The organism is Bradyrhizobium sp. 17, assembly GCF_023073515.1.
Classification (GTDB): Bacteria; Pseudomonadota; Alphaproteobacteria; order Rhizobiales; family Xanthobacteraceae; genus Bradyrhizobium; species Bradyrhizobium canariense_D.
The window spans coordinates 58,732-84,705 of the sequence record NZ_JADPJQ010000124.1 but is presented as its reverse complement, the minus strand read 5'-3'; the positions used below and the strand labels follow the sequence as shown (position 1 = coordinate 84,705).

25 protein-coding genes are annotated in these 25,974 nt (G+C 64.5%); 6 read left to right on the top strand and 19 right to left on the bottom strand.

Annotated features, from left to right (window positions below; all coding sequences use genetic code 11):
• Window positions 1-59 precede the first annotated feature (59 nt).
• From IVB13_RS30480 to IVB13_RS30470, 3 genes are read right to left on the bottom strand one after another with little or no spacing between them, the layout of a single operon-like run.
• On the bottom strand, window positions 60-941 hold the full coding sequence (locus IVB13_RS30480; RefSeq protein ID WP_247491104.1) for an MlaD family protein: 882 nt from the start codon (window positions 939-941) through the stop codon (window positions 60-62).
• A gap of 16 nt (window positions 942-957) precedes the next feature.
• Window positions 958-1,728 carry an ABC transporter ATP-binding protein gene (locus IVB13_RS30475; protein WP_247470791.1) on the bottom strand — a complete coding sequence of 257 codons (771 nt, stop codon included), beginning with the start codon at window positions 1,726-1,728 and terminating at the stop codon, window positions 958-960.
• Window positions 1,729-1,730: 2 nt separating this feature from the next.
• Window positions 1,731-2,864, bottom strand: a complete 1,134-nt coding sequence (locus tag IVB13_RS30470) for an ABC transporter permease (RefSeq protein ID WP_085394489.1) — start codon at window positions 2,862-2,864, stop codon at window positions 1,731-1,733.
• A 143-nt stretch (window positions 2,865-3,007) separates the two neighbouring features.
• Here IVB13_RS30470 and dgcA point away from each other — a divergent pair, with 143 nt between their 5' ends.
• Window positions 3,008-4,003 carry an N-acetyl-D-Glu racemase DgcA gene (gene dgcA, locus IVB13_RS30465; RefSeq protein WP_247491101.1) on the top strand — a complete coding sequence of 332 codons (996 nt, stop codon included), beginning with the start codon at window positions 3,008-3,010 and terminating at the stop codon, window positions 4,001-4,003.
• Here the strand turns inward: dgcA and IVB13_RS30460 are convergent.
• Window positions 3,973-5,169, bottom strand: a complete 1,197-nt coding sequence (locus IVB13_RS30460) for a major facilitator superfamily domain-containing protein 6 (RefSeq protein ID WP_247491099.1) — start codon at window positions 5,167-5,169, stop codon at window positions 3,973-3,975. The genes dgcA and IVB13_RS30460 overlap by 31 nt on opposite strands.
• Window positions 5,170-5,244: 75 nt before the next feature.
• Between IVB13_RS30460 and IVB13_RS30455 the strand changes: the two genes are divergently transcribed.
• Entirely contained in the window at window positions 5,245-6,642 is a 1,398-nt protein-coding gene (locus tag IVB13_RS30455) for a hypothetical protein (protein ID WP_247491097.1), read from the top strand.
• A gap of 219 nt (window positions 6,643-6,861) precedes the next feature.
• Here the strand turns inward: IVB13_RS30455 and IVB13_RS30450 are convergent, their stop codons facing one another.
• Window positions 6,862-7,221, bottom strand: coding sequence for a hypothetical protein (locus IVB13_RS30450; RefSeq protein ID WP_039800124.1), 360 nt, complete (start codon window positions 7,219-7,221; stop codon window positions 6,862-6,864).
• Between the two features lie 123 nt (window positions 7,222-7,344).
• Here IVB13_RS30450 and IVB13_RS30445 point away from each other — a divergent pair, with 123 nt between their 5' ends.
• On the top strand, window positions 7,345-7,662 hold the full coding sequence (locus IVB13_RS30445) for an antibiotic biosynthesis monooxygenase (RefSeq protein ID WP_018457526.1): 318 nt from the start codon (window positions 7,345-7,347) through the stop codon (window positions 7,660-7,662).
• A 30-nt stretch (window positions 7,663-7,692) separates the two neighbouring features.
• On the opposite strand, the gene IVB13_RS30440 is transcribed toward IVB13_RS30445, so the two are convergent.
• A complete protein-coding gene (locus tag IVB13_RS30440) occupies window positions 7,693-8,136 on the bottom strand; it encodes an RbsD/FucU domain-containing protein (protein WP_018457525.1) in 444 nt (147 codons plus the stop codon).
• 164 nt (window positions 8,137-8,300) lie between these two features.
• On the opposite strand from IVB13_RS30440, the gene IVB13_RS30435 reads away from it, so the two are divergent.
• The gene (locus IVB13_RS30435) at window positions 8,301-10,130 is read left to right on the top strand and encodes a caspase family protein (RefSeq protein ID WP_247491094.1); all 1,830 of its coding nucleotides are present in this window, start codon (window positions 8,301-8,303) and stop codon (window positions 10,128-10,130) included.
• A gap of 72 nt (window positions 10,131-10,202) precedes the next feature.
• Here the strand turns inward: IVB13_RS30435 and IVB13_RS30430 are convergent, their stop codons facing one another.
• From IVB13_RS30430 to thiD, 4 genes are all read right to left on the bottom strand, one after another.
• Entirely contained in the window at window positions 10,203-11,186 is a 984-nt protein-coding gene (locus tag IVB13_RS30430; RefSeq protein ID WP_018457523.1) for a threonine/serine dehydratase, read from the bottom strand.
• 63 nt (window positions 11,187-11,249) lie between these two features.
• Entirely contained in the window at window positions 11,250-12,293 is a 1,044-nt protein-coding gene (locus tag IVB13_RS30425; RefSeq protein WP_247491091.1) for a glycosyltransferase family 1 protein, read from the bottom strand.
• A 13-nt stretch (window positions 12,294-12,306) separates the two neighbouring features.
• A complete protein-coding gene (locus tag IVB13_RS30420; protein WP_007602023.1) occupies window positions 12,307-13,119 on the bottom strand; it encodes a UDP-2,3-diacylglucosamine diphosphatase in 813 nt (270 codons plus the stop codon).
• 206 nt (window positions 13,120-13,325) lie between these two features.
• Window positions 13,326-14,126, bottom strand: a complete 801-nt coding sequence (gene thiD / locus IVB13_RS30415) for a bifunctional hydroxymethylpyrimidine kinase/phosphomethylpyrimidine kinase (protein ID WP_247361715.1) — start codon at window positions 14,124-14,126, stop codon at window positions 13,326-13,328.
• Window positions 14,127-14,255: 129 nt separating this feature from the next.
• On the opposite strand from thiD, the gene IVB13_RS30410 reads away from it, so the two are divergent.
• Entirely contained in the window at window positions 14,256-14,501 is a 246-nt protein-coding gene (locus IVB13_RS30410) for an Lrp/AsnC family transcriptional regulator (protein WP_007602021.1), read from the top strand.
• A gap of 24 nt (window positions 14,502-14,525) precedes the next feature.
• Here IVB13_RS30410 and IVB13_RS30405 read toward each other — a convergent pair whose 3' ends face one another.
• On the bottom strand, window positions 14,526-15,455 hold the full coding sequence (locus IVB13_RS30405; protein ID WP_247361712.1) for a cytochrome c: 930 nt from the start codon (window positions 15,453-15,455) through the stop codon (window positions 14,526-14,528).
• Between the two features lie 155 nt (window positions 15,456-15,610).
• Here IVB13_RS30405 and IVB13_RS30400 point away from each other — a divergent pair, with 155 nt between their 5' ends.
• The gene (locus IVB13_RS30400) at window positions 15,611-16,027 is read left to right on the top strand and encodes a CHRD domain-containing protein (RefSeq protein WP_007602019.1); all 417 of its coding nucleotides are present in this window, start codon (window positions 15,611-15,613) and stop codon (window positions 16,025-16,027) included.
• Window positions 16,028-16,104: 77 nt separating this feature from the next.
• On the opposite strand, the gene IVB13_RS30395 is transcribed toward IVB13_RS30400, so the two are convergent.
• The 8 genes from IVB13_RS30395 to IVB13_RS30360 all read right to left on the bottom strand — a co-directional run bounded on the left by IVB13_RS30395 (window position 16,105) and on the right by IVB13_RS30360 (window position 25,690).
• Window positions 16,105-17,400 (bottom strand): cystathionine gamma-synthase family protein, encoded by a 1,296-nt coding sequence (locus tag IVB13_RS30395; protein ID WP_247361710.1) that lies wholly within the window; start codon window positions 17,398-17,400, stop codon window positions 16,105-16,107.
• A 250-nt stretch (window positions 17,401-17,650) separates the two neighbouring features.
• Window positions 17,651-18,100, bottom strand: coding sequence for a cytochrome c (locus IVB13_RS30390; protein WP_247409817.1), 450 nt, complete (start codon window positions 18,098-18,100; stop codon window positions 17,651-17,653).
• 91 nt (window positions 18,101-18,191) lie between these two features.
• Entirely contained in the window at window positions 18,192-20,501 is a 2,310-nt protein-coding gene (locus IVB13_RS30385) for a xanthine dehydrogenase family protein molybdopterin-binding subunit (protein WP_247361706.1), read from the bottom strand.
• Between the two features lie 278 nt (window positions 20,502-20,779).
• Window positions 20,780-21,058 (bottom strand): DUF1127 domain-containing protein, encoded by a 279-nt coding sequence (locus IVB13_RS30380; RefSeq protein WP_247338268.1) that lies wholly within the window; start codon window positions 21,056-21,058, stop codon window positions 20,780-20,782.
• 286 nt (window positions 21,059-21,344) lie between these two features.
• Window positions 21,345-21,761 (bottom strand): SRPBCC family protein, encoded by a 417-nt coding sequence (locus IVB13_RS30375; RefSeq protein ID WP_085348818.1) that lies wholly within the window; start codon window positions 21,759-21,761, stop codon window positions 21,345-21,347.
• A 163-nt stretch (window positions 21,762-21,924) separates the two neighbouring features.
• The gene (gene murJ / locus IVB13_RS30370) at window positions 21,925-23,451 is read right to left on the bottom strand and encodes a murein biosynthesis integral membrane protein MurJ (protein WP_247456795.1); all 1,527 of its coding nucleotides are present in this window, start codon (window positions 23,449-23,451) and stop codon (window positions 21,925-21,927) included.
• A 43-nt stretch (window positions 23,452-23,494) separates the two neighbouring features.
• Entirely contained in the window at window positions 23,495-24,646 is a 1,152-nt protein-coding gene (locus IVB13_RS30365) for a DegT/DnrJ/EryC1/StrS family aminotransferase (protein WP_247456869.1), read from the bottom strand.
• A 39-nt stretch (window positions 24,647-24,685) separates the two neighbouring features.
• Window positions 24,686-25,690: a Gfo/Idh/MocA family oxidoreductase gene (locus tag IVB13_RS30360; RefSeq protein WP_026233387.1), complete on the bottom strand. Its 1,005-nt coding sequence runs from the start codon at window positions 25,688-25,690 to the stop codon at window positions 24,686-24,688.
• Window positions 25,691-25,974: the final 284 nt, after the last annotated feature.

Genomic DNA, 25,974 nt, shown 5'->3' with positions numbered 1-25,974 from the left:
ACGGTCTGGATTGCTTCGCTTCGCTCGCAATGACGAGGTGAGAGACGAGTGCAACGTCGCTACTGCCGCCTGCGCTCGGGCACGGCGGGTTTCGGCGGCTCTGGCGGCGGTGGCGGCGCGGCTGGCGGCGCGTTGTTGCTGGCGCCGAACAGGACGCGGGTCGGGTTGCGATCGAAATTGTTGACGGCGCGGCTGATGTCGCTGAGCGTGCGGCGGCCGTCCGCCATCAATGCGCCGGAGCGCTTGTCGAAATCGTCGGCCAGTTCGCGGATCGACTTCACCGCCAGAAACAGCTCGCCGCCGTCCTTGCCGCCGGCGAGCGTGTTGAGGCCGAGCATGAGGCTATCGGCCTTGAGCATCACGCCGTCGACCTTGGCCATCACGCCGTCGATCTTCTCGGCGTTGCGGGCGAGCGAGTTGGTGAAGGTCTCGAGATTCTTCAGCGAGTTCTTCACCGACTCCTGATTGTCGGCGACGATCTTGTTGATGTTCTGGAGCGTGCCGCGGATCGCCTCGGTGACGTCCTGGAGCTTGTTGGGATCGGCCGTCAGCGTCGGAATGCCGTCCTCGTCCAGCGGCGGCGCAGGCGCTGCCTCCTCCCCTCCCTTGAGCGAGATCGCGGCGACGCCGGTCAGGCCCTGGAATTCGAGGCCGACCAGGGTGTCCTTGCGGATCGGGGCGTTGTTCTCGACCATGGCAAGTGCGACAACCCGCCGCGGGTTGTCGAGCTTCACCGAGACCACCTCGCCCACCCGGATACCGTTGAAATTGACGCTGCCGCCGTTGCGCAGGCCCGCGGCCGGGCCCTCGAACACGACGCGCAGGGGGCTGCGCTGCTTGGTCGTGTGCAGCGACTGAAACCACAGCACGAAGCCGATCGCGGCGGCGATCACCGCCAGCGTGAACGACCCGATCAGCACGTAATTTGCGCGCGTTTCCATCAGCTACTCCGGCATCTCAGCCCATCACCGCGCGAGCGCGCTTGCCATGGAAATATTGCCTCAGCCAGGGATGCTGCGAGGCCTGCATGTCGGCGATCGACCCTGCCGCAATGATCTTACCGTTGCCTAAAACGGCGATGCGGTCACATGCTGTGTAAAGGCTATCGAGGTCGTGGGTTACCATGAAAACGGTCAGCCCCAAAGTACGCTGCAAGGTCCTGACCAGCTCGTCGAAGTCGCCGGCGCCGATCGGGTCCAGGCCCGAGGTCGGCTCGTCCAGGAAGACGAGATCCGGGTCGAGCGACAGCGCGCGCGCCAGCGCCACGCGCTTGATCATGCCGCCCGACAGTTCCGAGGGAAAGCGATCGGCGACTTCAGGCTTGAGACCCACCATGGTGAGCTTGGCGATGGTGATCTCGTCCATCAGCCGCTGCGACACCCGCAGATATTCGCGCATCGGAAACTGGATGTTCTGCCGCACCGTGAGCGAGGAGAACAGCGCGCCCTGCTGGAACAGCACGCCCCAGCGCCGCTCCACGGCGCGCCGCTGCGAGGTATTGGAGGCATCCAGGTCGACGCCGAACACCTCGATGCTCCCTGCGAGCTTCGGCACGAGGCCGATGATCGTGCGTGTCAGCACGGACTTGCCCGCGCCGGAAGGGCCAACGAAGCCCAAAATCTCGCCGCGCTTGACGTCGAGGTCGAGCCCGTCGAGCACGCGCGTCGCGCCGAACTGCACGGTGATGTCGCGGACGCGGATGATGGGGTTCTGGATCTCGCCTGCCATCCTCACATCCCGATCGAGGCGAAGAAGATGGCGAACACGCCGTCCATGACGATGACGAAGAAGATGCCCTTCACCACCGACGCGGTCGTGTGCTGGCCGAGCGATTCCGCACTGCCCTGCACGGCGAGGCCCTCGACGCAGGCAACGATGCCGATCACCGCAGCCATCACCGGCGCCTTGACGATGCCGACGATGAAATGGTCGATCGAGATGGCGTCGCGCAGGCGCAGCAGGAAGGCTTCGGGATCGACGCCGCCGTAGAGCCAGGCGACAAGACCACCGCCATAGAGTGCGGCCATCGCGCCGAGGAAGGCCAGGATCGGCAGCGCCAGCACCAGCGCCAGCATGCGCGGCAGCACCAGCACCTCGATCGGATCGAAGCCCATGGTGCGCAGCGCGTCGATCTCCTCGCGCATCTTCATCGAGCCGAGCTCGGCCGTATAGGCGCTGCCCGAGCGGCCGGCGACCATGATCGCGACCAGCAGCACGCCGATTTCGCGCAACACCAGCACGCCGAGCATGTCGACGACGAAGATGTCGGCGCCGAACCTGCGGAAATGGAAGATGCCCTGCTGGGCAATGATGCAGCCGATCAGGAAGGTGATCAGCACCACGATCGGCACCGCGCGCCAGCAGACCTGCTCGAGATGATGCACGGTCGAGGTCAGGCGGAACGAGCGCGGATGAATCAGGGTACGCGCGCCCGCTGCGAGCACCGCGCCGAGCATGTCGATCAGGCCTGCCACGGTGCCGGCAACGCCGGCCACGGTCTGGCCGATCTGCTCCAGCATGCCGGTGATGGTGATCGTGCTGGTGTCGATGACGGGCGTTGCCCTGACCCGCCGCACCTCGTCCACGAGGCTCGAATAATTGGCGGAGAGGCCGGCGATCTGCGCCTCGACGGCGCCCTGCGTCAGGCTGCGGCGCAGCCGCTCGATCAGCCAGGCACCAAAGGTGTCGAGCTTGGAGACCTCGGACACGTCGATGAAGATGCTTTGTGGGCCGCCGGCGAGCTTCTCGGCGTCAGCCACCATCCGCTCCAGGACCGGCGCGAAGCTCGCGGTCCAGGTTCCAGTGGCGCAGAGTGCCAGCGCATTGCCCTTCGCAATCCGTTCCAGCTTCGGATCGCCGTTCAAGATGTCCGCTCCCGTGCCGGGGCGCGAGAAACGGTTGAAATCAGATGGTTGCGCACGCGCCCTTACCCGGAGAAGGTATCCCCAACTGGTTAACCTTAGTTGCTAGAGGTAACCAGCAGGTTCAGATTTCGCCAGAGTTCAAAATGACTTCCAGCAAAGTTCCTGCCCTCGCCGCGCGAATCGAGCGCTTTCCCATCGCAGGCAGTTTCACCATCAGCCGGGGCGCCAAGACCGAGGCCGTCACCGTTGTGGCCGAGGTCCGCCGGAAGGGCCTGACCGGCCGCGGCGAATGCGTGCCCTATCCCCGCTATGGCGAGACGCCGGAGGCGACCCTTGCCGCCATCCAGGCCATGCAGGACGCCGTGGCCCGCGGTCTCACCCGTCAGGCCCTGCAAGCCGCCATGCCGCCCGGGGCGGCCCGCAATGCCCTGGATTGTGCCCTGATCGATCTGGAAGCCAAGGCGGCCGGATTGCGGGCCTGGAGCCTGCTCGACCGCCCGGCGCCGGGCGAGCGCACCACGGCCTACACGATCTCGCTGGACACGCCCGAGGCCATGGCGGCGGCGACCGCCAAGGCGACGCACCGGCCGCTGCTCAAGATCAAGCTCGGCGGCGACGGCGATCCGGAGCGGATCACGGCGGTGCGCGAGGCGGCGCCCGAATCCGAGCTGATCGTGGATGCCAACGAAGCCTGGACCGAAGCCAATCTGGAGCAGAATCTTGCGGCCTGCGAGGCCGTCGGCGTCACCTTGGTCGAGCAGCCGCTGCCCGCGGGCCAAGACGACGCGCTGGCGCGGATCAAGCGGCCGCTGGTGGTTTGCGCCGACGAGAGCGTGCACGACCGCACTTCGCTGGCGTCACTCCGAGAGCGCTACGACGCCGTGAACATCAAGCTCGACAAGACCGGCGGCCTGACCGAGGCGCTGGCCATGGCGGACGCCGCGCAAGCGCTCGGCTTCGAGATCATGATCGGCTGCATGGTCGCGACCTCGCTGTCGATGGCGCCTGCGATGCTGGTGACGCCGCAGGCGCGCTTCGTCGATCTCGACGGCCCGCTGCTGCTGACGCGCGACCGCGATCATGGCCTGCGTTATGATGACAGCCTGGTCTACCCGCCGGACTCGTCGCTCTGGGGATGAGCTTTCAGCCGGTGCCGCGCCGACCAGATCACAAGCGCACCCACACCGGCCATCGCGGCCATGACGTAATACAGGCCGTCGCCGATGCGGGCGTAGATCGCGCCCGACGCGATCGAGGTGGTCGCACCCAGCAGCCCGTTGCACGCGGCGTAATAGCCCTGCCCCCGCGCGATTTGATGCGACGGCACGCGCTGCACCAGCAGACTCATCGTGCCGAGAATGGTCATCCCGAAGGTGAGGCCGTGGCCGAGCTGCACGACCGCGAGCAGCGCGAGCGGCGGGTCGTACGCGGTGACGACCCAGCGCACGACCGCGCTCGCGCCCCCGATCGCCATGAGCGAGGACGGGTGCAGCGAGAAGCGCGGCGACAGCGCGAACACGACGATCTCGGCGATCACCCCTAACGTCCAGAGGCCCGCGATCGTCAGCCCGCCGAGGCCGTGGGCCTGCCAGTTGATGGCCGAGAACGTATAATACGCGACGTGACTGCCCTGGATCAGCGCGGCCGAAACGATGATGGCCCAGAAGCCGGCATCGCGCAGCAGAGCCTTGCTCGCGTGCGCCGTTGTCGTCCGGCGCCTGACATCGTCGAGCGGCTGCAGCAGCGTGCCGGCGGCGACCGCAACCACGGCCCAGGCGACGATGACCCAGATCAGATCGCGCGCCGCGATGTGGTCTACAAGATAGCCGCAGGCAAGCGAGCCGGCCGCGAAGGCTGCCGAACCCCACAGCCGCACCGGCCCGTAATCGAGCCCGTAGCGGGCGACGCCACGCAGCGCATAGGCGTCGGTCAGCGGCATGGTCGGCGTCCACATCATGCAGGTCAGCGCATAGATCAGGAACAGCGCCAGCGGCTGCTGCTGCAAGCCGACCGCCGTGAACCCGATCGCCGTCGCCAGCACGGAGATCATCATGCCGGCGCGAATCGCATGTCGCTTTTCAGCAAAGGCGGTGATCTGCGGCAGCGTGGTGAAGCGTGTGATCGCCGGCAGCGCGTTGATGAGGCCGATCCAGGCCGCGTCGATGCCGATCGCCTTCAGCCAGAGCGGAAAGAACGGCAGATGCGTTCCCGACACCGCGAACACGGCCGAGTAGAACAGCGCGAGGCTCACGGCGAATCGCCGCTTCTGAGATGCTGCGATGGGGATTTGTGATTCGGGTGCCATCAAACCAATTGCGATTCGGTCGATATCGTGATGATCGTTACTGTAACGCGCGGTGATTTGCGCGACGAGATTGACATGGCCAACGAAGCATTCGCCCTCTCGCCTATGTCTGCCCGTGCGGCCGAGCCGAACGAGCAGGATTACGACGCGATCCGCGAAGCCTTCATGGAGACCGCGCGCGGCCGCTGGTTCCTCGGCGAATACGCCAAGCGCAACCGCAATGCCGATACCCGCATGGTGCTCGACGCGGTCGCGAAAATCGAAGAAGCCCTTGCGGCACAGCGCCAACCCGTCGTCGAGGACCGCCTCCCCGAAGCCTTGGTCGCCATCCGGCACGCGATTCGTGAAGCCGAGACGATCGCAATCGCGGCGTTCGATCCTGCTGCGATCGAGGCGAGCCTCGCACCGATCCCGCGCGGCCTGCGCATCATCAAGGAGATCTCCTGGCGCTGGCGCGAGATCGGTGCCGACGGCCGAATCTGCGACCTGATTGATTCGCAGCTCGCCTCGATCGAGGCGGCCTGCGCGCAGGTTTCGACCATCGACCCTCGCTCCGACCTCAAGGCCGCATTCGATCTGCTCAAGGACCGGATCGACCAAACCGACGCTGACGCAACACCGCAGGCCGCGCGCCCCTCGCCGGCTCCGGTGCAGGAGACACCGTCGTCCGCTGCGGAAGCTCCGCTGGCGGAGGCCGCGCCTGCGGCGATGGCCAGCGAAGCACCCGTGGCTTTTACGGAGGCGCCGCAGGACATCGCAGAGGCGATCGAGCCCGAAGCCGCCACGGACGCGGCCGGAATCGTCTCCGAGGCCTTCTCCGTTGCCGAGCAGGCGACGGACGCCGCGCTCGAGCCGGAGACCATCGCCGAGAGCCGGATCGCGCCTGAAGACATCGCTTTTGAAGAGCCGGCCACTGAGGCTTTCGCGGAGGTGACGGACGAATTTTCGCTCGATGCCGCCGCCGAAGCCGAGGACGAAGCCATCCTCGAGGCCATCGCGCTGGAGATGGCCGCGCCCGACCCCGAATTCGACGAGATCATCGAACCGGTCGAGATGGAAGCGACGGTTCCGGAGCCGGTGGTTGCGGAGGCCGCAGCGCCCATCGCAGCCGAGATACCGGAGCCGATCGCACCCGAGCCGTCCGCACCAGAGCCAGTCGCCGCCGCAGCGGTCGTGGAGGAGCCCGTAGAGGAAGCGCCGATCGCGATGGAATCGCTGGCGCGCCTCACCAACGCCATTGCGGAAGCCGCCGCCGAAGTGATGGAGCAGCCGGCGCCCGTCATGGCAGCATCCGCGACATTCGGCGCGGCGCAGGCCACGACGCTCCCGATGACGTCGCCGGTTCCGGAAGCTTCGCTTGGCGCCACCATCCTCGCCAGCGGCATCCTGCAAAAGCCCCGCGCCGCCGCCAACGATCCCATGGCGCCCATCCGCCGCATGACCCAGGCCGAGAAGATCGCGTTCTTCTCGTAAGGGGATGCGGCCTGCTCCGTCTCGTGTCCCGGACAAGCGAAGCGCAGATCCGGGACCCTCGAGCCACAGCTTCGTCGCCACATGGCCCCGGCTCTGCAGCGCACTGTCGAAGCACGCCGCGCTGCGTCCGCGGCACGAGAGCGGAATGAGGAAACACTCTCTCCCCAACGTCATTGCGAGCGCAGCGCGCTCCGCTCGCAATGACGGATGCTTAGCCGATCACCCGCAATTCCACACCGCACCGATCGGCGTCCGCGTCCAGCACGGCCCAAAACTGCCGCCATTGTAGCGGCCGCCGCCGAAGCCGGGCCGGCCGAAATAGCGCCACTCACCATCCCAGCCGTAATATTGGGGGACCGGATCGATGTACCAATGGCGCCGGTCGCTAGGCGACATCCGCCGCATCGCTTCCTTCTGCTTGTAGAGGGGAATGCTGTTGCTCAGCGGCTGGCGATAGCCCGGCAGGAAGCCGTAGCCATGCCAAGCTTGCTTGGGACGCTTTTGGATTGAAGCAGCCGGCGCGACAGCCGGCAGCAGCGATAGGACGATAGCGACAGATAGACATAAAAAGCGTGACATGGATGGACGATAGACGGCCGCCTGCGGAATGACCATTCAATTTCGAGTGCCAAGTAACAAAGCCCTCACGAAACCGAATAGCAGATCGAGCGGCAGGAATCCTATCGATTAAGGTGTAGAAATATGATTGGTGAAGTGATTGTCATTGGCGATCTACAATTGCGTAACGGCGCCTCTGTCGACGAACACGACCGACTCGGCGCGCGCATGTACGACATCGTCAGCCGTCTTCCCGGCTTTGTATCGGTCAAGTCGTTCAAGGCCGACGACGGCGAGGAGCTCACCGTGTTCCGTTTTGCCTCTGAGGAAGCGCTCGAAGCCTGGCGCACCCATCCCGAACATGTCGAGACGATGAAGCGAGGACATGCCGAATTCTACGCCAGCGGCTTCCTGCAGATCTGCAAGGTGATCCGCGAGGTCGGACCATTCGAGCACGCGTGACGCCGTCCCGCATCGTTCGATCGTGCGCTGCTAGCTGATCACACCCTTCCTGATCAGGAAGCATCCGTAACTGCTGCTGTCGCCGACCTGTACGACGCCAAAGCTCGCCGCCGCCGCGCGATAAAAATCCGGCCGCGAGAGTTTTCCGGGCGTGACGGGCCGGCCGGCGGCACGCTCGATCTCCGCGAGCACCGCGCGCTGCACGTCGGGGACGCGGTCGGGATCGTCGACCGGCATCATCACGCGGACCGGATCGGGATCGAAATCGTCGAGCGGATAGACCGACATGATGGCGCGAATCGCGGTCTCCATGCTCATGCCCGGCAACTGGATCAGGCGCTGCGAATGCGTGCTCTGCGCGATGCGCGCCGAGGGGTGATTGGCATCGACGAAAGCAAGATCGTCGCCGTGGCCCATGGAAGCCAGTAGCCAAAGCAGGTCGGGCGTGAGGATCGGATCGATCGATTTCAGCATGTGACGGACTGTCCTCCCATTGGGCGCCCACCTTGGCAGGTTCCAAGCGTGATTCAGATCACGCAGCCTACCATGGTGATGGGGATCACGGACATCAAACTCGAACGCGGCCAAGTTTGCCGGCAACCAATACCGTATCGAGATCAGTGCCAAGGGAGCACGCCATGTTCCGCCTAAAACCTTTCCTGATGACGGCTAGCCTGCTGGGGAGCCTGTTCGGCTTTGCCTGCGGCCCAGTTTCCGCGCAAGTCGCCCCGGTCGAGCCGGCCCCCACCGCGCTGCAAGGCCCGGAACAGCGTGTCGCGCTGGTGATCGGCAATTCGAACTATCAGAACGCGCCGCAGCTCGCCAATCCGGACAACGACGCGGAGTCCATGGCGAAGTTCCTGAACTCCGCCGGGTTCGAAGTGGTCGCCGCGACCGACCTGACCCAGAACGACATGCTCCGCGTCGTTCAGGACTTCTCCGCCAAAGTGTCAGCGCGCGGTCCGAACACGGTGGCGATGGTCTACTATGCCGGTCACGGCGTGCAGCTCGCCGGCGAGAACTACCTCGTTCCTGTCGACGCCAAGGTCTCGAGCCAGACCGAACTCGTCAACAACTCCGTCCGCCTGGTCGACGTGATGTCGACGCTGGAGACGATCCCGAGCCGTATGCGCATCGTCATCCTCGATGCCTGCCGCAATAACCCGTTCCCGAACGTGAACGATGCCGGCCGCGGCCTGGCCATCGTCGATGCCCCGAACGGCTCGATCGTCGGCTACTCGACCGCGCCGGGCGCCGAAGCGCAGGACGGCACCGGCGGCCACAGCCCCTACACGCAGGCCTTCCTGAACGTCGCGCGCGAGCCCAACGTGCCAATCGAGCAGCTGTTCAAGCGCGTGCGCCTCGAAGTGAACCAGACCACCAGCGGCGCGCAGATCCCGTGGGAGAGCTCGTCGCTGACGTCTGACTTCACCTTCTTCGGCGACACCGCCGTTGCCGCCAGCCGCGCACCGGTGAATGCGCCTGTGGTGCAGATGGCCGCCAATCTGCCGAGCCGCTCGACCCGCCAAGCCTATGACTACGTCGTGTCCGAAGCACGGCCGGAGTACTATCAGGAATTCATCACAATGTATCCGCACGATCCGCTGTGCGATCACGTCCGCTGGCTGCTCAACAATCTGCTGCTCACGCAGGCCTGGCACAAGGCGGTGCTCGCGAACTCGCCGCTCGGCTACAAGAACTTCTACGACAACTACGGCAACACGCCCTATGCTCAGGTCGCGCTGAAGCTCCAGATGCAGCCGAAGCAGATCCCCTTGATGCAGGCGACCAAGATCCTGGCGCCGCAGAATATCGCCCCGACCTTCAAGATCGGCAATCTCGGCCAGCCCAAATACATGCCGCTGCAGCAGGGCAATGGCGGTGCGCAAGTGAACGGCAATTTGCCGATCGTGCAGAAGTCGGGCGACAACAACGGCATCGGCAAGCTCGACAATGGCAGCCAGATCGTCAACCTGCCCGCGGGCAACAACCAGCCCAACCAGCAGAACGGCACGCCGTCGCAGACCCCGGGCAAGATCGTGACCCTGCCTGCGCCGACCAACACCACCAACAACAATGGCGGCATCGGCAAGATCGTGACGCTGCCTGCGACCAACAAGACGCAGAACGGCGGCGGCAATACCGGCACTGCCAACGGCACAAGCAACGGCACAACCAGTGGCAATCCCGGCAAGATCGTGAGCATGCCGGTCAATGTCGGCAAGGGCGGCACGACCATCGACACGATGCCCGTCAACGTTCAGACGCAGAACAACCCGATCCGCATCAACAACGGGGCGAAGATCAGCAACAACCCCGTGAACAAGGTGCAGGTGCAGAACAACAACCACCCGCAGTTCAATGAGACCAACCGGATCGTCAACAACGGCAGCAACAACTTCCGGCAGTCGATGAACCAGAGCCAGGGTGGCAACGGCGGCAACAACCACCGCGGCTTCATGCACTGATCGCGGTCGGCCACACACGACAAAGGGCAGAGCGGAGACGCTCTGCCCTTCTTGATGTCAGAAGATTGATTATCAGGCCACCAGCTCGGCAAACAAATCAGCGTCGACATTGCCGCCGGAAAGCACGATGACGACATTCTTGCCGGCAACATCAAGTCGTCCCGCAAGCAGCGCGGCCAGGCCGACCGCTCCGCCCGGTTCGACCACAAGCTTCAGCTCGCGATAGGCAAACGCGACGGCCGCGCCGACTTCCTTGTCCGAGGCGGTGACGCCGCGCGCGAGCAGCTTGCTGTTGATCGCAAACGTCATCTCGCCGGGGATCAGGGCCATCAGCGCATCGCAGATGGTGCGGCCGGCGGGTGCGTGCGGCTCGCGATGGCCCGCGGTCAGCGAAAGGCCGTGATCGTCGAACGCGTCGGGCTCGGCCACCACGATCTCGGCCAGCGGAAAACGCGCCTTCACAGCCGTTGCAACGCCGGCGATCAGGCCGCCGCCGGAGGCCGGGGCGACCACGATGTCCGGGCTGAGGCCGAGCGCCGCCATGTCCTCGGCGATCTCGCGGCCGGCGGTGCCTTGGCCCGCGATCACGAAGGGATCGTCATAGGGCCTGACCAGCGTCGCGCCGCGCTTCTCGGCGATGCCGCGCGAGATCGCCTCGCGGTCGTCACGGTCGCGGTCGTACAGCACGACCTCGGCACCGTAGGATTTGGTACGCTCGCGCTTTGACAACGGCGCATCCGCGGGCATCACGATGGTCGCCTGCATGTCGAGGATCTTTGCCGCCGCCGCCACGCCCTGGGCGTGGTTGCCGGAGGAGAACGCAACCACGCCGCCGGCGCGCTTGTCCTGCGGGATCGAGGCGACCTTGTTGAAGGCACCGCGAAACTTGAACGACCCGGTGCGCTGGAGCATCTCCGGCTTGAGATAGACCTTTGCACCGACACGCTCGTTGAGCACGGGAAAGGACAACAGCGGGGTGCGGACGGCGAAGGGTGCGATCACGCGTGCTGCGGCGTCGATATCGGCAGGGCCGATCGGGAGAAGCTGTTCTGTCATGCCTGAATGTTATCGCGCCGGATGAGGCGCGGGCAAGGCATCTCCGCGCGAGGCTTTGGGCTCTCAGGCGACGAATCGCGCCGGCTCTGCCCCGTTTCGGCCGGGCATTACCGCGCCGACGGCCAAAATGCTGTCGATAAAAGCCCGGGCCGAGGCCTCCCAGGTGTAGTTGGCGGCGAATTCCACGCAGTCCTGCCGGGAGATGTCGAGCGCGGCAAAGCAGGCGCTGCGCAGATCGTGATCGAGCGCGCCAACCGGCGCATCGCCGATCACGTCGCGGGGGCCCTTCACCGGGAAAGCCGCGACCGGCAGGCCGCTCGCCAGCGCTTCGAGCAGGACCAGGCCGAACGTGTCGGTCTTGCTCGGAAATACGAAGACGTCGGCGGCCGCGTAGATGTCCGCCAGCTCCTCGCCGTGCTTTTCGCCGAGGAAGATCGCGTCCGGATAGGCCTCCTCCAGCGCGACACGCGCCGGGCCGTCACCGACGATCACCTTGGTGCCGGGCAGCTCGAGGTCGAGGAACGCCTCGAGATTCTTCTCCACGGCAACGCGGCCGACCGAGAGGAACACCGGCGCCGGCAGGCAGAGATCAATCGCGCGGGGATGGAACAGATGGGGGTCGACGCCGCGCGGCCACAGCACGACATTGTCGAAGCCGCGCTCGGTCAGCTCACTGGCGAGCGCCGGCGTCGCCGCCATCACGGCGCGGCTGGGGCTATGGAATCGGCGCAGCGCCCGCCAGATCAGCGAGCCCGGCACCGGCACGCGGGCGCGGACATATTCGGGAAAGCGGGTGTGGAAGCTGGTCGTGAAGGGCAGCTTGCGCTGCCGGCAATAGCGGCGGACCATCAGGCCGATCGGCCCCTCCGTCGCGATGTGGATGCTGTCCGGGCGCGCCTCTTCGATCAGCTTCGCGATTCTGCCCGGGCGCGGCATGGCCACCCGCACGTCCCGATAGCTCGGCATCGCAAAGGTGCGGAACGATTGTGGCGTCAGGAACGAGAATTCGACGTCGAGACTTTTGGCGGCGTCGGCAAGTTTGGTCAGCGTCCGAACCACACCGTTGACTTGCGGGTGCCAGGCGTCGGTCGCGACCAGGATGCGCATCAGGCTGCCTTTGTCATGCAGCTCTGGCTGCGACCTGCGGGACCTGTGCCGGCTTCTCGGCCTGGTCCGCCCAGGTGATGATCTCGAAATGGCCGTCGTCGTGCTCGACCAGCGCCGTACAGCTCTCGACCCAGTCGCCGCAATTCATGTAGCGGATGCCGCCCTCGTCGCGGATCACCGCGTAATGGATGTGGCCGCAGATCACCCCGTCGGCATCGTGGCGTCGCGCCTCGGCGGCGAGCGCCTGCTCGAACGCGCCAATATAGTTGACGGCGTTCTTGACCTTCTGCTTGGCCCATTGCGACAGCGACCAATACGGCACCTTGAACATGCGCCGGAAGAAGTTGACGAAGCGATTGAGCTGAATCGCGAAATCGTAGGCCTTGTCGCCGAGATGGGCGAGCCAGCGTGCGTTCTGCACCACGAGGTCGAAGATGTCGCCATGGATGACGAGATACCGCTTGCCGTCCGCGCCGGTGTGGACGGTGTTCTCGACCACGTCGATGCCGCCGAAATGCGTGCCGTAATAGTTGCGCAGGAACTCGTCGTGATTGCCGGGGATGTAGATGACCTTGGCGCCCTTGCGCGCCTTGCGCAAAAGCTTCTGGACGAGGTCGTTATGCGATTGCGGCCAATGCCAGCTCGATTTCAGCGCCCAGCCGTCGACGATATCGCCGACGAGATAGATCGTGTCGGCATCATGGAAACGCAGGAAATCGAGCAGAAGATCGGCTTGAGAACCGCGGGCTCCGAGATGAACGTCGGAGATGAACAACGTGCGAAAGCGCCGCTCCGGGCTCTCGTCACTCACATCGTAACTTCCCATGCGCCAGCCTGTAACAATGTCCCGTGACAGGGGGATGACCAATCGAACCTTTGAGGCACCCTCAGATACGAATCGCGCTTGCCTCGCCCACCCTGCGAATATCAGTCGCATGCGACAATCAGGCGACATGGCGTCGCGGCAGCCTCCGCAAGAACCCGGAGCTGCATGGCGGGAGGGACTAGCGGTGGCGCGCTCGCGACCGGCGTTCAGTAAAATTTATGGAAATGATGGATCGGGCCGTGTCCGTGGCCGACGCTGAAGCGGTCGGCGGCGGCGATCGCCGCGCTGATCCAGGTCTTGGCGTTGCGCACGGCGCGCTCGAGATCTTCGCCTCTGGCGAGCCCTGCGGCGACCGCCGAGGACAGCGAGCAGCCGGTGCCATGGGTGTTGCTTGTGGCAACGCGCGGCGCGGCGAGCGCGATCGTGGTGCTGGCATCGACGAGATAATCGATACTCTCGGCGCCCTCGCCGTGGCCGCCCTTGATCAGGACCGCACGACTGCCGAGCGCCAGCAGCCGGCGCCCCTGGCTTTCGATCTCGGCCTCGCTGGCCGCGACCGGCTCGTCGAGCAGAGCCGCGGCCTCGGGCAGATTGGGTGTGATCACCGAGGCCAGCGGCATCAGCTTGATGCGCAGGGCATCGACGGCATCGGACGCGAGCAGGCGATCGCCCGACGTCGCCACCATCACGGGATCGAGCACGATATGCCCGGGCGCCCAGCGCGACAGCGCGGCCGCGATCGCATCGATGCTGGCGGCTTGCGCCACCATGCCGATCTTGACCGCGCCGACCTCGAGATCGGAAAACACCGCGTCGATCTGCGCGGTGACGAATTCGGCGGGCACGGCGTGAATGCCGGTGACGCCGCGGGTGTTCTGCGCCGTCAGCGCCGTGATGGCGGAAGCGCCAAAAACGCCGAGCGCGGCAAAGGTCTTCAGGTCGGCCTGGATGCCGGCGCCTCCGCTCGAATCGGAGCCGGCAATGGTCAGCGCTACGGGTGTCGTCATGGGGCGCTCTTCAGCGTTTTCGAAGCCATGGCCCGTCCTAGCGCGCCTCTCCCAGCCCAGCAAGTTCGCTTGCTAAATCCGGCCGGGTTTGGCCTATTAGCCGTCAGATATGCTTTCGGAGTGACCGCGATGGTTCCCTTTTTCGTCCAGATCAAATGCAAGCTCGGCCAATCCTATGTGGTCGCCAATGCGCTTGCCGAAGCCGAGATCGCCTCCGAGATCTATTCCACGGCCGGGCAATACGACCTGCTGGTGAAGTTTTACGTCGACAACGACACCGATATCGGCCACTTCGTCAACGAGAAGGTGCAGGTGCTGCCCGGCATCCAGGACACCCTCACCATCATCACCTTCAAGGCGTTTGGCGCGAGTTGACCGTCCGAAAAAGGGCAGGCCCGATCAGGTGCCGCCCTCCTTGCGCTTGGGACGCGGCGGACCGTCCACCGGCGGCAGCGATTTGAGATAGTCCGCCATCGCCGCGAGATCGTCGTCCGGCAGTTGCGAGGTGTTCTTGATCACCCGCGTCATCGCGCCGCCGACGCTGTCGCCGTCGGGCAATTCGCCGGTCTTCAGGAAATAGGCAATATCCTTCGCGCTCCACTCGCCAAGGCCCTTCTGGGTGATGTTGGGAACCCATCCCTCGCCTTCCGGATTGGGGCCTCCAGCGAAGCGTTGTGCGGCGGTGATGCCGCCAAGCGCGTTGCGCGGGCTGTGGCATTCCGCGCAATGGCCAAAACTGTCGACGAGATAGGCGCCGCGATTCCACTGCGGTGACTTCGCGCTGTCGGGGACGAAGGGCTTGTCGTCCAGAAATAAGAATTTCCAGATGCCGACGTTGCGCCGGATGTTGAACGGAAAGGGCACGTCGTGGTCGCGCACCTTGCCTGCGACGGCCGGCAGCGTTTTCAGGTACGCAAAGAGATCGAGCACGTCCTCGCGCCTGGCGTGCTGATAAGACGTGTAAGGAAAGGCCGGAAAATAATGCTGTCCGTCGGGCGAGACTCCGTGCATCACCGCGTTGACGAATTCGGCCTCGCTCCATTTGCCGATGCCATCGGTCGGATCGGACGAGATGTTCGGCGCATAGAACGTTCCGAACGGCGACTTGATCGCGACGCCGCCGCCAAGCCTGAGACGATCGGGCTGGTCGGGGACGGCATGGCATGAGGCGCAGCCGCCGGCGTTGAACATCACCTGGCCATTGGCAAGATCAGGGACGCGGGCAGGCGCGGTGCCGGCGGCCGCCCCCACCGGCGCGCTGAGCCACCAATAGACGCCGGCCGCGGCGAGTGCGGCGAGCAGCGCCACGGGGATTGTTCGTCGCAACATGCGGTCCCTTCGTCGTCGCGGCGAAGCTTATGACCGATGTCCTCGCGGCTCCAGCCACGAAGAATTTAGCCCACCGCGGCTTGAAACGGGAATAAACTGCAATGCCGGCTGTTGGAAGTTTGGCAGCCCAAACGGGTTCAGCAGGGAGAAAAATCATGAACAAGATCGTCATCGCCATGTCAGTGCTTGGCGCCGTTGCTTTTGCGGGTTCGGCCAGCGCGGAAAAGCTGAAAGCAACGCTCGACGCCAAATCCGAGGTCCCCGCAACGACCAGCAGCGGCACCGGAACGGCCGATCTGGATTACGACGCCGCCAGCAAGAAGCTGTCCTGGAAGGTCACCTATTCCGGCCTGTCCGGCCCCGCCACCGCCGCCCATTTCCATGGACCTGCCGAGCCCGGCAAGAACGCCGGCGTTGCGATCCCGATCCCAGGCGCTGCCACCAGCCCGGCCGAGGGCTCGGCGACACTGACCGACGCGCAGGCCGCCGATCTGCTCGGCGGCAAGCTCTACGTCAACATCCACACCGCGGCCAATCCGGGCGGCGAGATCCGCGGTCAGGTGACGAAGTAAGCTTCGCACAGACCAACAAAAAGGGCGGCTGCCATCGCAGCCACCCTTTTCGATTCCGCGTAGCGCTGGCGCAGGCGTCACACCTCAGGTTCGGCTGCGTTCAGCGCCTGCGCGAGGTCGGCGATCAAATCCGACGGGTGTTCGATGCCGATCGACAGCCGGATCGTGGAATCGAGCACGCCGATCTTCCGGCGGATGTCGGCGGGAACGCCGGAATGAGTCATGGTGGCAGGCAGGCTCGCAAGCGACTCCGTTCCACCAAGGCTCACCGCCAGCTTGAGGATCTGCAGCGCGTTGAGGAACTTCATCGCCGCGGCCTTGCCGCCGACGATGTCGAACGAGAACGTGGACCCTGCCCCCGAGCATTGCCGCGCAAATACAAGTCCATCCGGCGACGCCGCGTCGTGATGACCGAGATAGTGCACCTTGGCCACTTTGGGATGATCGCGCAGATAGTCCGCCACGAGGCGCGCATTCGCATCCGCCTTTTCCATGCGCAGGCTCAGCGTCTCGAGCGAGCGGTTGATCATCCAGCAGGAATGCGGATCGAGCTGGGTGCCGATGGCGCCCCGCAGCGCCTTGATCCCTTTCACCACCGCCTTCGCGCCGAGCGCGGCGCCCGCGATCAGATCTGAATGACCGCCGACATATTTCGTGAGCGAGTACAGGGAAATATCGGCGCCGTGCTCGATCGGTCGCTGAAACACCGGTCCGAGCAGCGTATTGTCGCAGGCGATGATCGGAACGTGTCCTTGGGTCTTTCCGATGCTCTCAGCGACACGCCGCATCATCGCGATGTCGACCAGCCCGTTGGTCGGGTTGGCCGGGGTCTCGATCAGGATCATCGAAACCCGGCCCTTGCGCATGGCCTCCTCCGCGGCCTGGCTGACCACGGCTTCATCGACGCCATCGGCGAAGCCGACGGCGCCGATCGACAGACGCGCAAGCGTATTCGTCAGCAGCGTTTCCGTGCCGCCGTAGAGCGGCTGGGAGTGCAGAATGACGTCGCCGGGGCGGACGAACGCCAGGATCGTGGTCGCGATGGCCGCCATGCCGGATGAGAACAGCGCACAGCTCTCGGTGCGCTCATAGATCGCGAGCCTGTCCTCGACGATTTCGCTGTTGGGGTGATTGAAGCGTGAATAGACCAGGCCCGCGCCCATCCCTTCCGGCGGCTCGCGCCGGCCGGAGACGAAATCGAAAAAGTCCTGTCCGTCCTCGGCCGTCTTGAACACGAAGGTCGAGGTCAGGAACACCGGCGGCTTGACGGCGCCTTCCGACAATTGCGGATCGTAGCCATAGGTCAGCATCAGCGTTTCCGGATGCAGCATATGGTTGCCGATGTGCGTCTTCGACGGGAACGGTTTTACCATGGCTTGTCTCGCTGTTGCTGAATGAGGCACTCGCCGTGGGTTGGAACTCCTGATGTCGTGACGCAGTCAGGAGCGAGATGCGTCAGCGTCAAAGCTCACGCCAATGCCGCGGCGGCTGGAGCAAAGATAGCTGCTCCGGCAGCGATCCGTCAGGCCTTGCGGATAGAATTTCCCGAAAAGGCGGCTGCTTTCGCAACCGCCCTTTCTCGACTCAACAGTAGCGCGGATGGAGCGAAGCGCAATCCGACCGCTACTTCAACTTGACCCGATAAGTCTCATGGCAGTCGTTGCAGCGCTCGTTGATAGCCGTGTAGGCGGCCTTCAGGCTCGCCACATCGCTGATCTTGCCCTTGACGTCGGCGATCGCCTTCTGCACCGGCGGAATCTTGGAGTCGAAATCGGCCTTGTTCTGCCAGACTTTTGCTGAAGCACCGTAGGTGGCGTTCACCACGTCCTGCTTGGGATTGACCTCGAAGGTCTTTGCGATCTTGGCGACGTCGGCCTCGATGCTGGCAATGGCCTGATCGACGGCCTTCTGATCGTAGGGGATATCGCCCTTCGTCATCTTCTGGATGATGCCATACTGGTTCTTGGCGATCGAGCGCATGAGATTGTCCTGCTGCACGGCAATCTCCTGCTGCGCCATCACGGCGCCCGCACCCAGCGAGAGGATGCCCACAACAATCATCATCCGTTTCATCGGTTTGTTTCTCCGCTCGTAGAGTTTGGGGTGCGCCATCATGGATAGAACCCGGCGACGGGCGTTTATTCCCGCCGTGGGAGGTCGCAGCTTAGAGGCTGTGACGGCGATGGTGCTCGTTGATGGCGATCCACACCCGTTCCGGAGTCGCCGGCATGTCGATGTGGTCGATTTTGTATTCGCGCCAGAGCCCGTCGACGATGGCGTTGACGACGGCCGGGCAGGATCCGATCGCGCCGGCCTCGCCCGCCCCCTTCACCCCCAGCGGATTGGTCTTGCAGGGAACGTTGGCGGTCTCGAACACGAAGGCCGGCCCGTCCGCCGCGCGCGGCAGCGCGTAGTCCATGAAGGTCGCGGTGACGAGCTGGCCGTCGCCCGCGCCATAGACCACCTGCTCCATCAGCGCCTGGCCGATGCCCTGCATGGCGCCGCCATGGACCTGGCCGGCCAGCAGCAGCGGATTGAGCGTCATGCCGAAATCGTCGACGATCACGTAGTTGACGATTTTGATGATGCCGGTGGCCGGATCGATCTCGACCTCCGCGACATGGGTGCCGTTGGGATAGGTGCCGTCGGCGCTGGCGAAGGTCGCGCTCGCGTTCAGCTTCGAGGGATCCGCGCCGGGTCGCTTGGCGAGATCGGCGAATGAGATCGAGCGGTCGGTGCCGGCGATGCGCACAATGCCGTCGGTGATCTCGAGGTCGCCGGCGCTGGCTTCCAGCGCCTGGGCCGCGATTTCCTTCAGCTTCTGCCCGAGCTCGCGGGTCGCGCGCTCGACGCTGACACCGCCCGACGGGATCGAAGCCGAGCCGCCGGTGCCGAGGCCCGTGGCGATCATCTCGGTGTCGCCCTGGTGGACGTGCAGGCGCTCGGGCGCCACGCCGAACTGCTCGGCAACGATCTGCGCATAGGCCGTCTGATGGCCCTGCCCGCTCGACTGGGTGCCGATCAGGACCGTGATATCGCCATTGGGGTCCATCCGCACATTGGCGGTCTCCTCGCCCATGGTGCCGCAGACCTCGACATAGCTCGCAAGTCCGATGCCGCGGATCAGGCCGTTCTTCTTGGCCGCCTTGGCACGCTTGCCAAAATCCTTCCACTCGGCGATCTCCATCGCGCGCTTCAGATGCGCGGCAAAGTCGCCGGAATCGTAGACCTTGCCGGTCGCGGTCTTGTAGGGCAGCGCCTTCGGCTGGATGAAATTCTTGCGGCGGACGGCATCCACCGTCATGTCGAGTTTTCGCGCGCAGGCGTCCACGAGGCGTTCGATGACGTAAGCAGCCTCAGGCCGCCCGGCGCCGCGATAGGCATCGACCGGCACGCTGTTGGTGAAGATGGTGCGCACCCGGCAGTGGAACGCCTGGATGTCGTAGAGGCCCGGCAGCATGCCGGCGCCGCCATGCGGGATATAGGGCCCGAAGGTCGACAGATACGCGCCCATGTCGCCCATCAGGTCGCAATCCATCGCGAGGAACTTGCCGTCCTCGGCCAACGCCATCTTCGCGGTGGTGACGTTGTCGCGGCCCTGCGCGTCGCCCATGAAATGCTCGGTGCGGTCGGCCGCCCATTTCACCGCCTTCTTCAGCTTTCGCGCGGCGACTGCCAACAGGGCGTATTCCCGATAGGGAAACAGCTTGGTGCCGAAGCCGCCGCCGACGTCGGGGCAGATCACCCGCATCTTGTCGGTCGGAATGTTGAGCACGTTCTGGCAGAGGATATCGCGCAGGCGATGGCTGCCCTGGCTGCCGACCGTCAGCGTCAGATGGTCGCGCTTGGCGTCGTATTCGCACACCGCCGCGCGCGTCTCCATGAAGTTCGCGACCACGCGCGGATTGACGATCGAGATCTCGGCCACCGCATGCGCTTTGGCAAAGGCAGCTTCGGTCGCTTTCTTGTCACCGATCGAGACGTCGAACAGCACGTTGCCGGGCTTGTCCGGCCAGACCTGCGGCGCGCCCTTCTTCACGGCATTGACGACACCGGTCACCGCCGGCAGCGGGCTCCATTTGACCTCGATCGCCTCAATCGCGTCGCGGGCCTGGTCGATGGTCTCGGCGACCACGAAGGCGATGGAATCGCCGACATGGCGCACTTCGTCCTTGGCGAGGATCGGGTAAGGCGGCCCGGTGAAGGGATCGGTCTCGAGATTGAACAGGCAGGGCAGATTGCCGAGATCCCCAACGTCATCGGCGGTCAGGATCAGCGCGACGCCGGGAAGGGTGCGGGCGCGGCTCGCATCGATGGTGTATTTGGCATGCGCATGCGGCGAGCGCAGCATCAGGGCGTGAAGCACGGCCTGCGGCGCATAATCGTCGGTATAGCGGCCCTTGCCGCGGATGAGCGCGTCATCCTCCTTGCGCAACACGCTTTGGCCAACGCCAAACTTGATGGGAGCCGCCATTTTTCTCGTCCCGTTTCTCATGGTTGTTTTGCCGGCATATTGCCGTGGAAAAACTGGCAAGGCAAACGGGTTTAGGCATGCGAAAACCGTCCAGCGCCCTCACCTGCCAGAGCAGGATGGAACGGGAGCGCCGCAACTCGGTCATTTGGCCGTGAGGAACGGTCCGCTTGATGGCATGATAGTTGCCGAACCCGCCCGCAGTGCACGCCTGAGAACAAGCAGCCGTGCTGACGGCTGCTTGCTCACAAAGCGCATGTCCGCTTCGGATGGCTCATCATTTACATCACACCACGGCCCCACGGCTGCGACGCGCGATCTCTCAGCGCATCGATAGCCCGTTCCGGCGTAAAGTAGTCGATCTCGCCGCGCGTCAGGCCGATATCCATCAGCTCCCGGTCACTCAGGTCCCGCAAGGCGATTTGTGGGCCGTGCCGCCAGCGCCAGTCCTGGAGCGCACGCCAGTATCGCGCGAGCAAGCCTGGGATGCTCCACGTCGAGGCAAGCTCGAGGGGGAGCCTCTCCGTCTCGGATGTCATGATCGTCTGTTGGGGTGGCATCGGACGCTCCTGCTGTTGTGCCGGCAGGGAAGCGTGGCCAAAACAAAAGGCCCCATCCGATGCCGGCGGGGCCTGGTGAAAAGATGTCGTCGTCGAATTTCTAGCGCGCGACTCCTTCCACGGCCCGGCCGAAGCGGGTCATGTGGTTGCGGTTGAGTTTGCGCACTGATTTGATCATGCGCTGCGATTACCATAGCAATCGCGCAAAATCAAGAGATGTGTGGAGGTCGGTTGCACCCTGGAAGCGAGCCCCTTATTCTGGCGCTTTCTTGCCTCTACACACGCCTCAGGACTTCGTCTGCTTCGCTTCCACGTATCGTGCGAAGTTGTCGAGGATTGCCTGCCAACCGCCTTGCTGCTGCTCGACCGAGTGCGTCGATTCGCCATCGAAGACCACGCGAACCAGAATGCCCTTCGGGCCGGGCACAAACTCGACTTCGGCATTTCGCTCGCCGAACGCGTATTCGATACGCTTGTGCTCGACGATTTTCGTGTAGGTACCGGCGAAGTCAAAGCCCATGCTGCCGTCCTTGGCCTCCATGCGCGATGAGAAGACACCGCCTTCTCGCAGGTCGACGGTCGCCTTGGTCGTATGCCAGTCGTCGGACGCGGCGTTCCACTTCATGATGTCGGCAGGCGTCGTATAAGCGCGCCAGACCTGATCGATGGGGGCTGCTACGTTGGTTTCGACGGTGATCCTCATAAACAGTGCTCCTGGTTCGAATTTTGCCGGCTCGAGGTGACGGCATCACGTCAATTGTGCAGGGTCCATCCGCCGCACTTCCGAGATGTGTCCATCCAAGGACGATCGAGACTGGCCCGTGCCGACAAGGTCGAGCCGTCAATGCGTTGAAAACATGAAAAAGTTAACCTCGCACCAGTGAGACCAGCCAGCGGCGCCCGAACAGCGCAAGGATGGCGAGCGCATAGACGATCGTGCCCCCGACGGCCAGCAGAAGCAGCGTCAATTCGTCCCGGAAGTGCATCGAGCCCAACGAAGGACTGCTGAAGCGCGCGATGAGCCAGAAGGCGGCGGCCAGGATAATCCCGGTCAGCAGGAATTTGACGAGCGACAACAGCCAGGCGCGGTCCGGCACGAGAAAGCCTCGCCGCACCGCGAAGAACAGCACCAGTAGCAGGTTGGTCCAGACGCCGACGGCAGTAGCCAGCGCAAGCCCGATCTGGGCCAGCGATCCCATCAAGGCAATTTTCAAGGCGACGTTGACCGCGATGCCGGTCAGCGACGCCCGCACCGGCGTCGCCGTGTCCTTGCGCGCGTAGAAGGTCGCGACCGCGCTGCGGATCAGTACGAAAGGAATGAGGCCGATGGCATAGGCCGCGAGCGTGGCGCCGGCGGCGGCGGCATCGGCTTTCGAGAACGCACCGCGGGCGAACAGCGCGCGCATAATCGCGTCGGGCACGGTGAGGAAGGCGGCGACGAACGGCACCGAGAACAGCAGCGTGAAATCGAACGCGCGGCGCTGCGCCTTCATCGCGCCGTCATGATCGTTGGCCGTGATCCGCCGCGACATCTCCGGCAGCAGCACCGTGCCGATGGCAATGCCGATCACGCCGATCGGGAGCTGGTTGAGACGGTCGGCGTAATACAGCGCCGACAGCGCGCCCGCCGGCAGGAAAGTCGCGATGATGGTGTCGGCAAACAGCGCGAGCTGCGTGCCCATCGAGCCCAGCGTCGCCGGCCCGAGTGCTTTAAAGAATGCGCGGACGTCTTCGTCGAGCTTGAGCGGCGCAAAGCGCGGCAGGCCGCCATGGCGGGCGAGATCGCCGGCGAGCAGGAAATACTGCAAAAAACCCGAGATCAGGACGCCCCAGGCGGCAGCGTGGCCCGCGCTGGGAAACCATGCGGCGAGCGCCAGCGTCATCATCATCGAGATGTTGAGGAAGATCGACGCCGCTGCGGCGCTCGCAAAGCGCTGCATCACGTTGAGCATGCCGCCGTAGAGCGTCACCAGCGTGATCAGCAGCAGATAGGGAAAGGTGATCCGGGTCAGCTCGATAGCGAGCTTGCGCTGTTCGGCGTCCTCGGAAAAGCCGGGCGCCAAAATGCTCATGGCCTGCGGCATGAACAGCCAGGCGACGATCAGCAACACCGCCTGCGAGGCCAGCAGCAGCGTGAAGATGCGGTCGGCGAACAATCTTGCCGCCCCCTCGCCGCGCTCGCCATGGACGTGCGCATAGGCCGGCACCCAGGCGGCGTTGAAGGCCCCCTCGGCAAAGATCGCACGGAAATGGTTGGGCAGCCGCAGCGCCACGAAAAAGGCGTCGGCCACGGGGCCGGCGCCGAGAATCGCCGCAAGCATGATGTCGCGGGCAAACCCCGTCAGCCGCGAGAGCAGCGTGTAACCACCAACCGTGAAGATACGTCCGAGCATCGTTCCCTTCTAAAGGAAGAGCTCGCGCAGCAAAACGGCGAATTCAGGTTGAAAGCGCGCCGCGCACGGCCGCGATGATTCGCTCCTGATCGGCTTCGGTCAAATAGGCATGCATCGGCAGGCTGATGACGTCCTGCGACAGGCTCTCGCAGCCCGGCAGACCGCCCTCTGCGACCGGGTACTGCTTGTAGGCCGTCTGCTGATGCATCGACTTGCCATAATAGATCGCCGTCGGCACGCCCTGGGCCTTCAGCGCGGCGGCAAAGCCGTCGCGGTCGGTGCCCTCAGGAAGGCGGATCGTGTACTGCGCCCAGACCGACGTATTGCCGGGCGCCACGCGCGGCACGGTGACCACATTACCGAGACCGCGCGCGTAGCGCTCGGCGACCTTGTTGCGGGCGGCGATCTCGTCGTCGAAGATCTTCAGCTTCTCGATCAGGATCGCGGCCTGCATGGTGTCGAGCCGGCCGGTCAGGCCGAGGCGGACGTTGTCGTATTTGTCGACGCCCTGCCCGTGCACACGGATGCTGCGCAGCGTCGCCGCGAGCTCGTCGTCATCGGTGAAGATCGCGCCGCCGTCACCGAAGCAGCCGAGCGGCTTTGCCGGGAAGAAGCTGGTCGCGGTGGCGAGTGCCAACGTGCCGAGCTTGCGGCCCTTGTAGCTCGCGCCAAAGCCTTGGGCTGCGTCATCGAGCACGAACAGGCCTTCGGCCTTGGTGATCTCCGCGATGGCATCGTGATCGGCGGGCTGGCCGAACAAATCGACCGGAACGACCGCGACCGGCTTGAGGCCGGCTTTGCGGGCGGTCGCGATGCCGCGCTTGAGCGATTCCGGACTCATGTTGAAGGTCGCTTCGTCAACATCGACATAAACCGGCGTCGCGCCGGTCCGCGCCACCGGCGAAGCGGTCGCGATGAAGGTGAAGGACGGACACAGCACGGCGTCGCCAGGCCCGACATTCTTCGCCATCATCACCATCAGGATCGCGTCGGTGCCGCTGGCGCAGCCGATGACGTGTTTGGCGCCGCAATAGGCCGCAAGCTGCTTCTCGAGCTCGGCGACTTCAGGGCCGTTGACGAACTGACAATGATCGAGAACGCGCTTCACGGCGGCATCGAGCGAGTCGCCGAGCCGGCGGCGCTGCGAAGCGACGTCGATGAAGGAAATGGGTTCGGAACGCAGATGCTGGTTCATGGCGCCTTGCGGGTTTTGATCGGTCAACATGGAATGGGATCAGCCGGCGACGCGGCGCGGGCCCTTGAGGGCGGACGACTTGGCGGCGGGCCGCGACGGCGTTTCCAGGCACTGCGTCGCGATCTCGAGGCTGGCGACGCCCTCGTCGCCGGTGACCGCCGGCGTCTCGCCGTTGCGCACGGCCTTGAGGAACGCGATCAATTCGGCGCGGAGCGGCTCGTCATGGCCGACAGGCAGATGCCGCATCGAATAGCTGCCGTCAGGCTTGAAGCCGAAACATTCGGTGACCTGGCGCGTCAGGAGATCGCCCATCACGTATTTGCCGCGGGTCGCGACCGTGACGCTGCGCGCCTTGAACGGCGTCAGCCAGTTGGTGTTGATGTGCGCGAGCACGCCGTTGGCGGTGCGGAACTGCAAGAGCGCGATGTCCTCGCGCTCGGCGACCGCACTCGACAATTGCGGCTGCACCTCGACGATGTCGGATTCGGTGAACCAGCGGATCAGATCGATGTCGTGCACGGCAAGATCGATGACGACGCCGACATTGGACATGCGCGGCGGGAATGGGCCGACGCGCGTGATCGCGATCGACAGAATATCCTCGCCCGCGATCGCCTGCTTGACGGCGGCAACGGCTGGATTGAACCGCTCGACATGGCCGACCATCAGCGTCACGCCGGCCTTTTGCGCAGCCGTGACGATCTCGCGGCCTTCCGCGACCGTGGAAGCAATCGGCTTCTCGACCATCACGTGGATGTTCTTGGCGATGCAGGCGAGCGAGACCTCATGATGCAGATGGGTCGGCGCCGCAATGGTGACGGCATCGACGCCTTCGGCCAGCAGCTGGTCGAGCGTCTCAAAGCTCGCGCAATTGGCAAGCTCCATCGCCCGCGTGCGATGTGCCGGCGAAGGATCGACGACGCCGACGAGGCTGACGCCGGGAAGACCCGCGAGCACGCGCGCGTGGTTGCTGCCCATCACGCCGGCGCCAATGACGCCGACGCGCAAGCCGGCCTTTGCCGGTGCAGATCCTGTGGAACTCATTTGAGCAAACCCCGATTCAACGCAAATCCCCGGGGCGCTTCTAGCACGGACGCCACATTTGTGGCGAATGCGGAGCTAGCGGTCCGGACACGATTTGATTCAAACAGTTACACGTTCCCCGGGCCTTAAGCCTCTGGAAGAGACCACTCTTTTGGCCCGGGTCGCGTGATTCGGAGTGTGGTGGTTACGACCTTTGATAGTCGTCTTCAATCCGGATGATGTCGTCTTCCCCGAGATAGCTTCCCGTCTGGACCTCGATCAGCTCCAGCATGATTTTACCGGGA

What these genes read in the sequence shown, in the direction of transcription:
- IVB13_RS30480 (WP_247491104.1), bottom strand. Translation starts at nt 941, where the DNA reads ATGGAAACGCGCGCAAATTACGTGCTGATCGGGTCGTTCACGCTGGCG.
- IVB13_RS30475 (WP_247470791.1), bottom strand. Translation starts at nt 1,728, where the DNA reads ATGGCAGGCGAGATCCAGAACCCCATCATCCGCGTCCGCGACATCACC.
- dgcA (WP_247491101.1), top strand. Translation starts at nt 3,008, where the DNA reads ATGACTTCCAGCAAAGTTCCTGCCCTCGCCGCGCGAATCGAGCGCTTT.
- IVB13_RS30460 (WP_247491099.1), bottom strand. Translation starts at nt 5,169, where the DNA reads ATGGCACCCGAATCACAAATCCCCATCGCAGCATCTCAGAAGCGGCGA.
- IVB13_RS30455 (WP_247491097.1), top strand. Translation starts at nt 5,245, where the DNA reads ATGGCCAACGAAGCATTCGCCCTCTCGCCTATGTCTGCCCGTGCGGCC.
- IVB13_RS30450 (WP_039800124.1), bottom strand. Translation starts at nt 7,221, where the DNA reads ATGTCACGCTTTTTATGTCTATCTGTCGCTATCGTCCTATCGCTGCTG.
- IVB13_RS30445 (WP_018457526.1), top strand. Translation starts at nt 7,345, where the DNA reads ATGATTGGTGAAGTGATTGTCATTGGCGATCTACAATTGCGTAACGGC.
- IVB13_RS30440 (WP_018457525.1), bottom strand. Translation starts at nt 8,136, where the DNA reads ATGCTGAAATCGATCGATCCGATCCTCACGCCCGACCTGCTTTGGCTA.
- IVB13_RS30435 (WP_247491094.1), top strand. Translation starts at nt 8,301, where the DNA reads ATGTTCCGCCTAAAACCTTTCCTGATGACGGCTAGCCTGCTGGGGAGC.
- IVB13_RS30430 (WP_018457523.1), bottom strand. Translation starts at nt 11,186, where the DNA reads ATGACAGAACAGCTTCTCCCGATCGGCCCTGCCGATATCGACGCCGCA.
- IVB13_RS30425 (WP_247491091.1), bottom strand. Translation starts at nt 12,293, where the DNA reads ATGCGCATCCTGGTCGCGACCGACGCCTGGCACCCGCAAGTCAACGGT.
- IVB13_RS30420 (WP_007602023.1), bottom strand. Translation starts at nt 13,119, where the DNA reads ATGGGAAGTTACGATGTGAGTGACGAGAGCCCGGAGCGGCGCTTTCGC.
- thiD (WP_247361715.1), bottom strand. Translation starts at nt 14,126, where the DNA reads ATGACGACACCCGTAGCGCTGACCATTGCCGGCTCCGATTCGAGCGGA.
- IVB13_RS30410 (WP_007602021.1), top strand. Translation starts at nt 14,256, where the DNA reads ATGGTTCCCTTTTTCGTCCAGATCAAATGCAAGCTCGGCCAATCCTAT.
- IVB13_RS30405 (WP_247361712.1), bottom strand. Translation starts at nt 15,455, where the DNA reads ATGTTGCGACGAACAATCCCCGTGGCGCTGCTCGCCGCACTCGCCGCG.
- IVB13_RS30400 (WP_007602019.1), top strand. Translation starts at nt 15,611, where the DNA reads ATGAACAAGATCGTCATCGCCATGTCAGTGCTTGGCGCCGTTGCTTTT.
- IVB13_RS30395 (WP_247361710.1), bottom strand. Translation starts at nt 17,400, where the DNA reads ATGGTAAAACCGTTCCCGTCGAAGACGCACATCGGCAACCATATGCTG.
- IVB13_RS30390 (WP_247409817.1), bottom strand. Translation starts at nt 18,100, where the DNA reads ATGAAACGGATGATGATTGTTGTGGGCATCCTCTCGCTGGGTGCGGGC.
- IVB13_RS30385 (WP_247361706.1), bottom strand. Translation starts at nt 20,501, where the DNA reads ATGGCGGCTCCCATCAAGTTTGGCGTTGGCCAAAGCGTGTTGCGCAAG.
- IVB13_RS30380 (WP_247338268.1), bottom strand. Translation starts at nt 21,058, where the DNA reads ATGCCACCCCAACAGACGATCATGACATCCGAGACGGAGAGGCTCCCC.
- IVB13_RS30375 (WP_085348818.1), bottom strand. Translation starts at nt 21,761, where the DNA reads ATGAGGATCACCGTCGAAACCAACGTAGCAGCCCCCATCGATCAGGTC.
- murJ (WP_247456795.1), bottom strand. Translation starts at nt 23,451, where the DNA reads ATGCTCGGACGTATCTTCACGGTTGGTGGTTACACGCTGCTCTCGCGG.
- IVB13_RS30365 (WP_247456869.1), bottom strand. Translation starts at nt 24,646, where the DNA reads ATGAACCAGCATCTGCGTTCCGAACCCATTTCCTTCATCGACGTCGCT.
- IVB13_RS30360 (WP_026233387.1), bottom strand. Translation starts at nt 25,690, where the DNA reads ATGAGTTCCACAGGATCTGCACCGGCAAAGGCCGGCTTGCGCGTCGGC.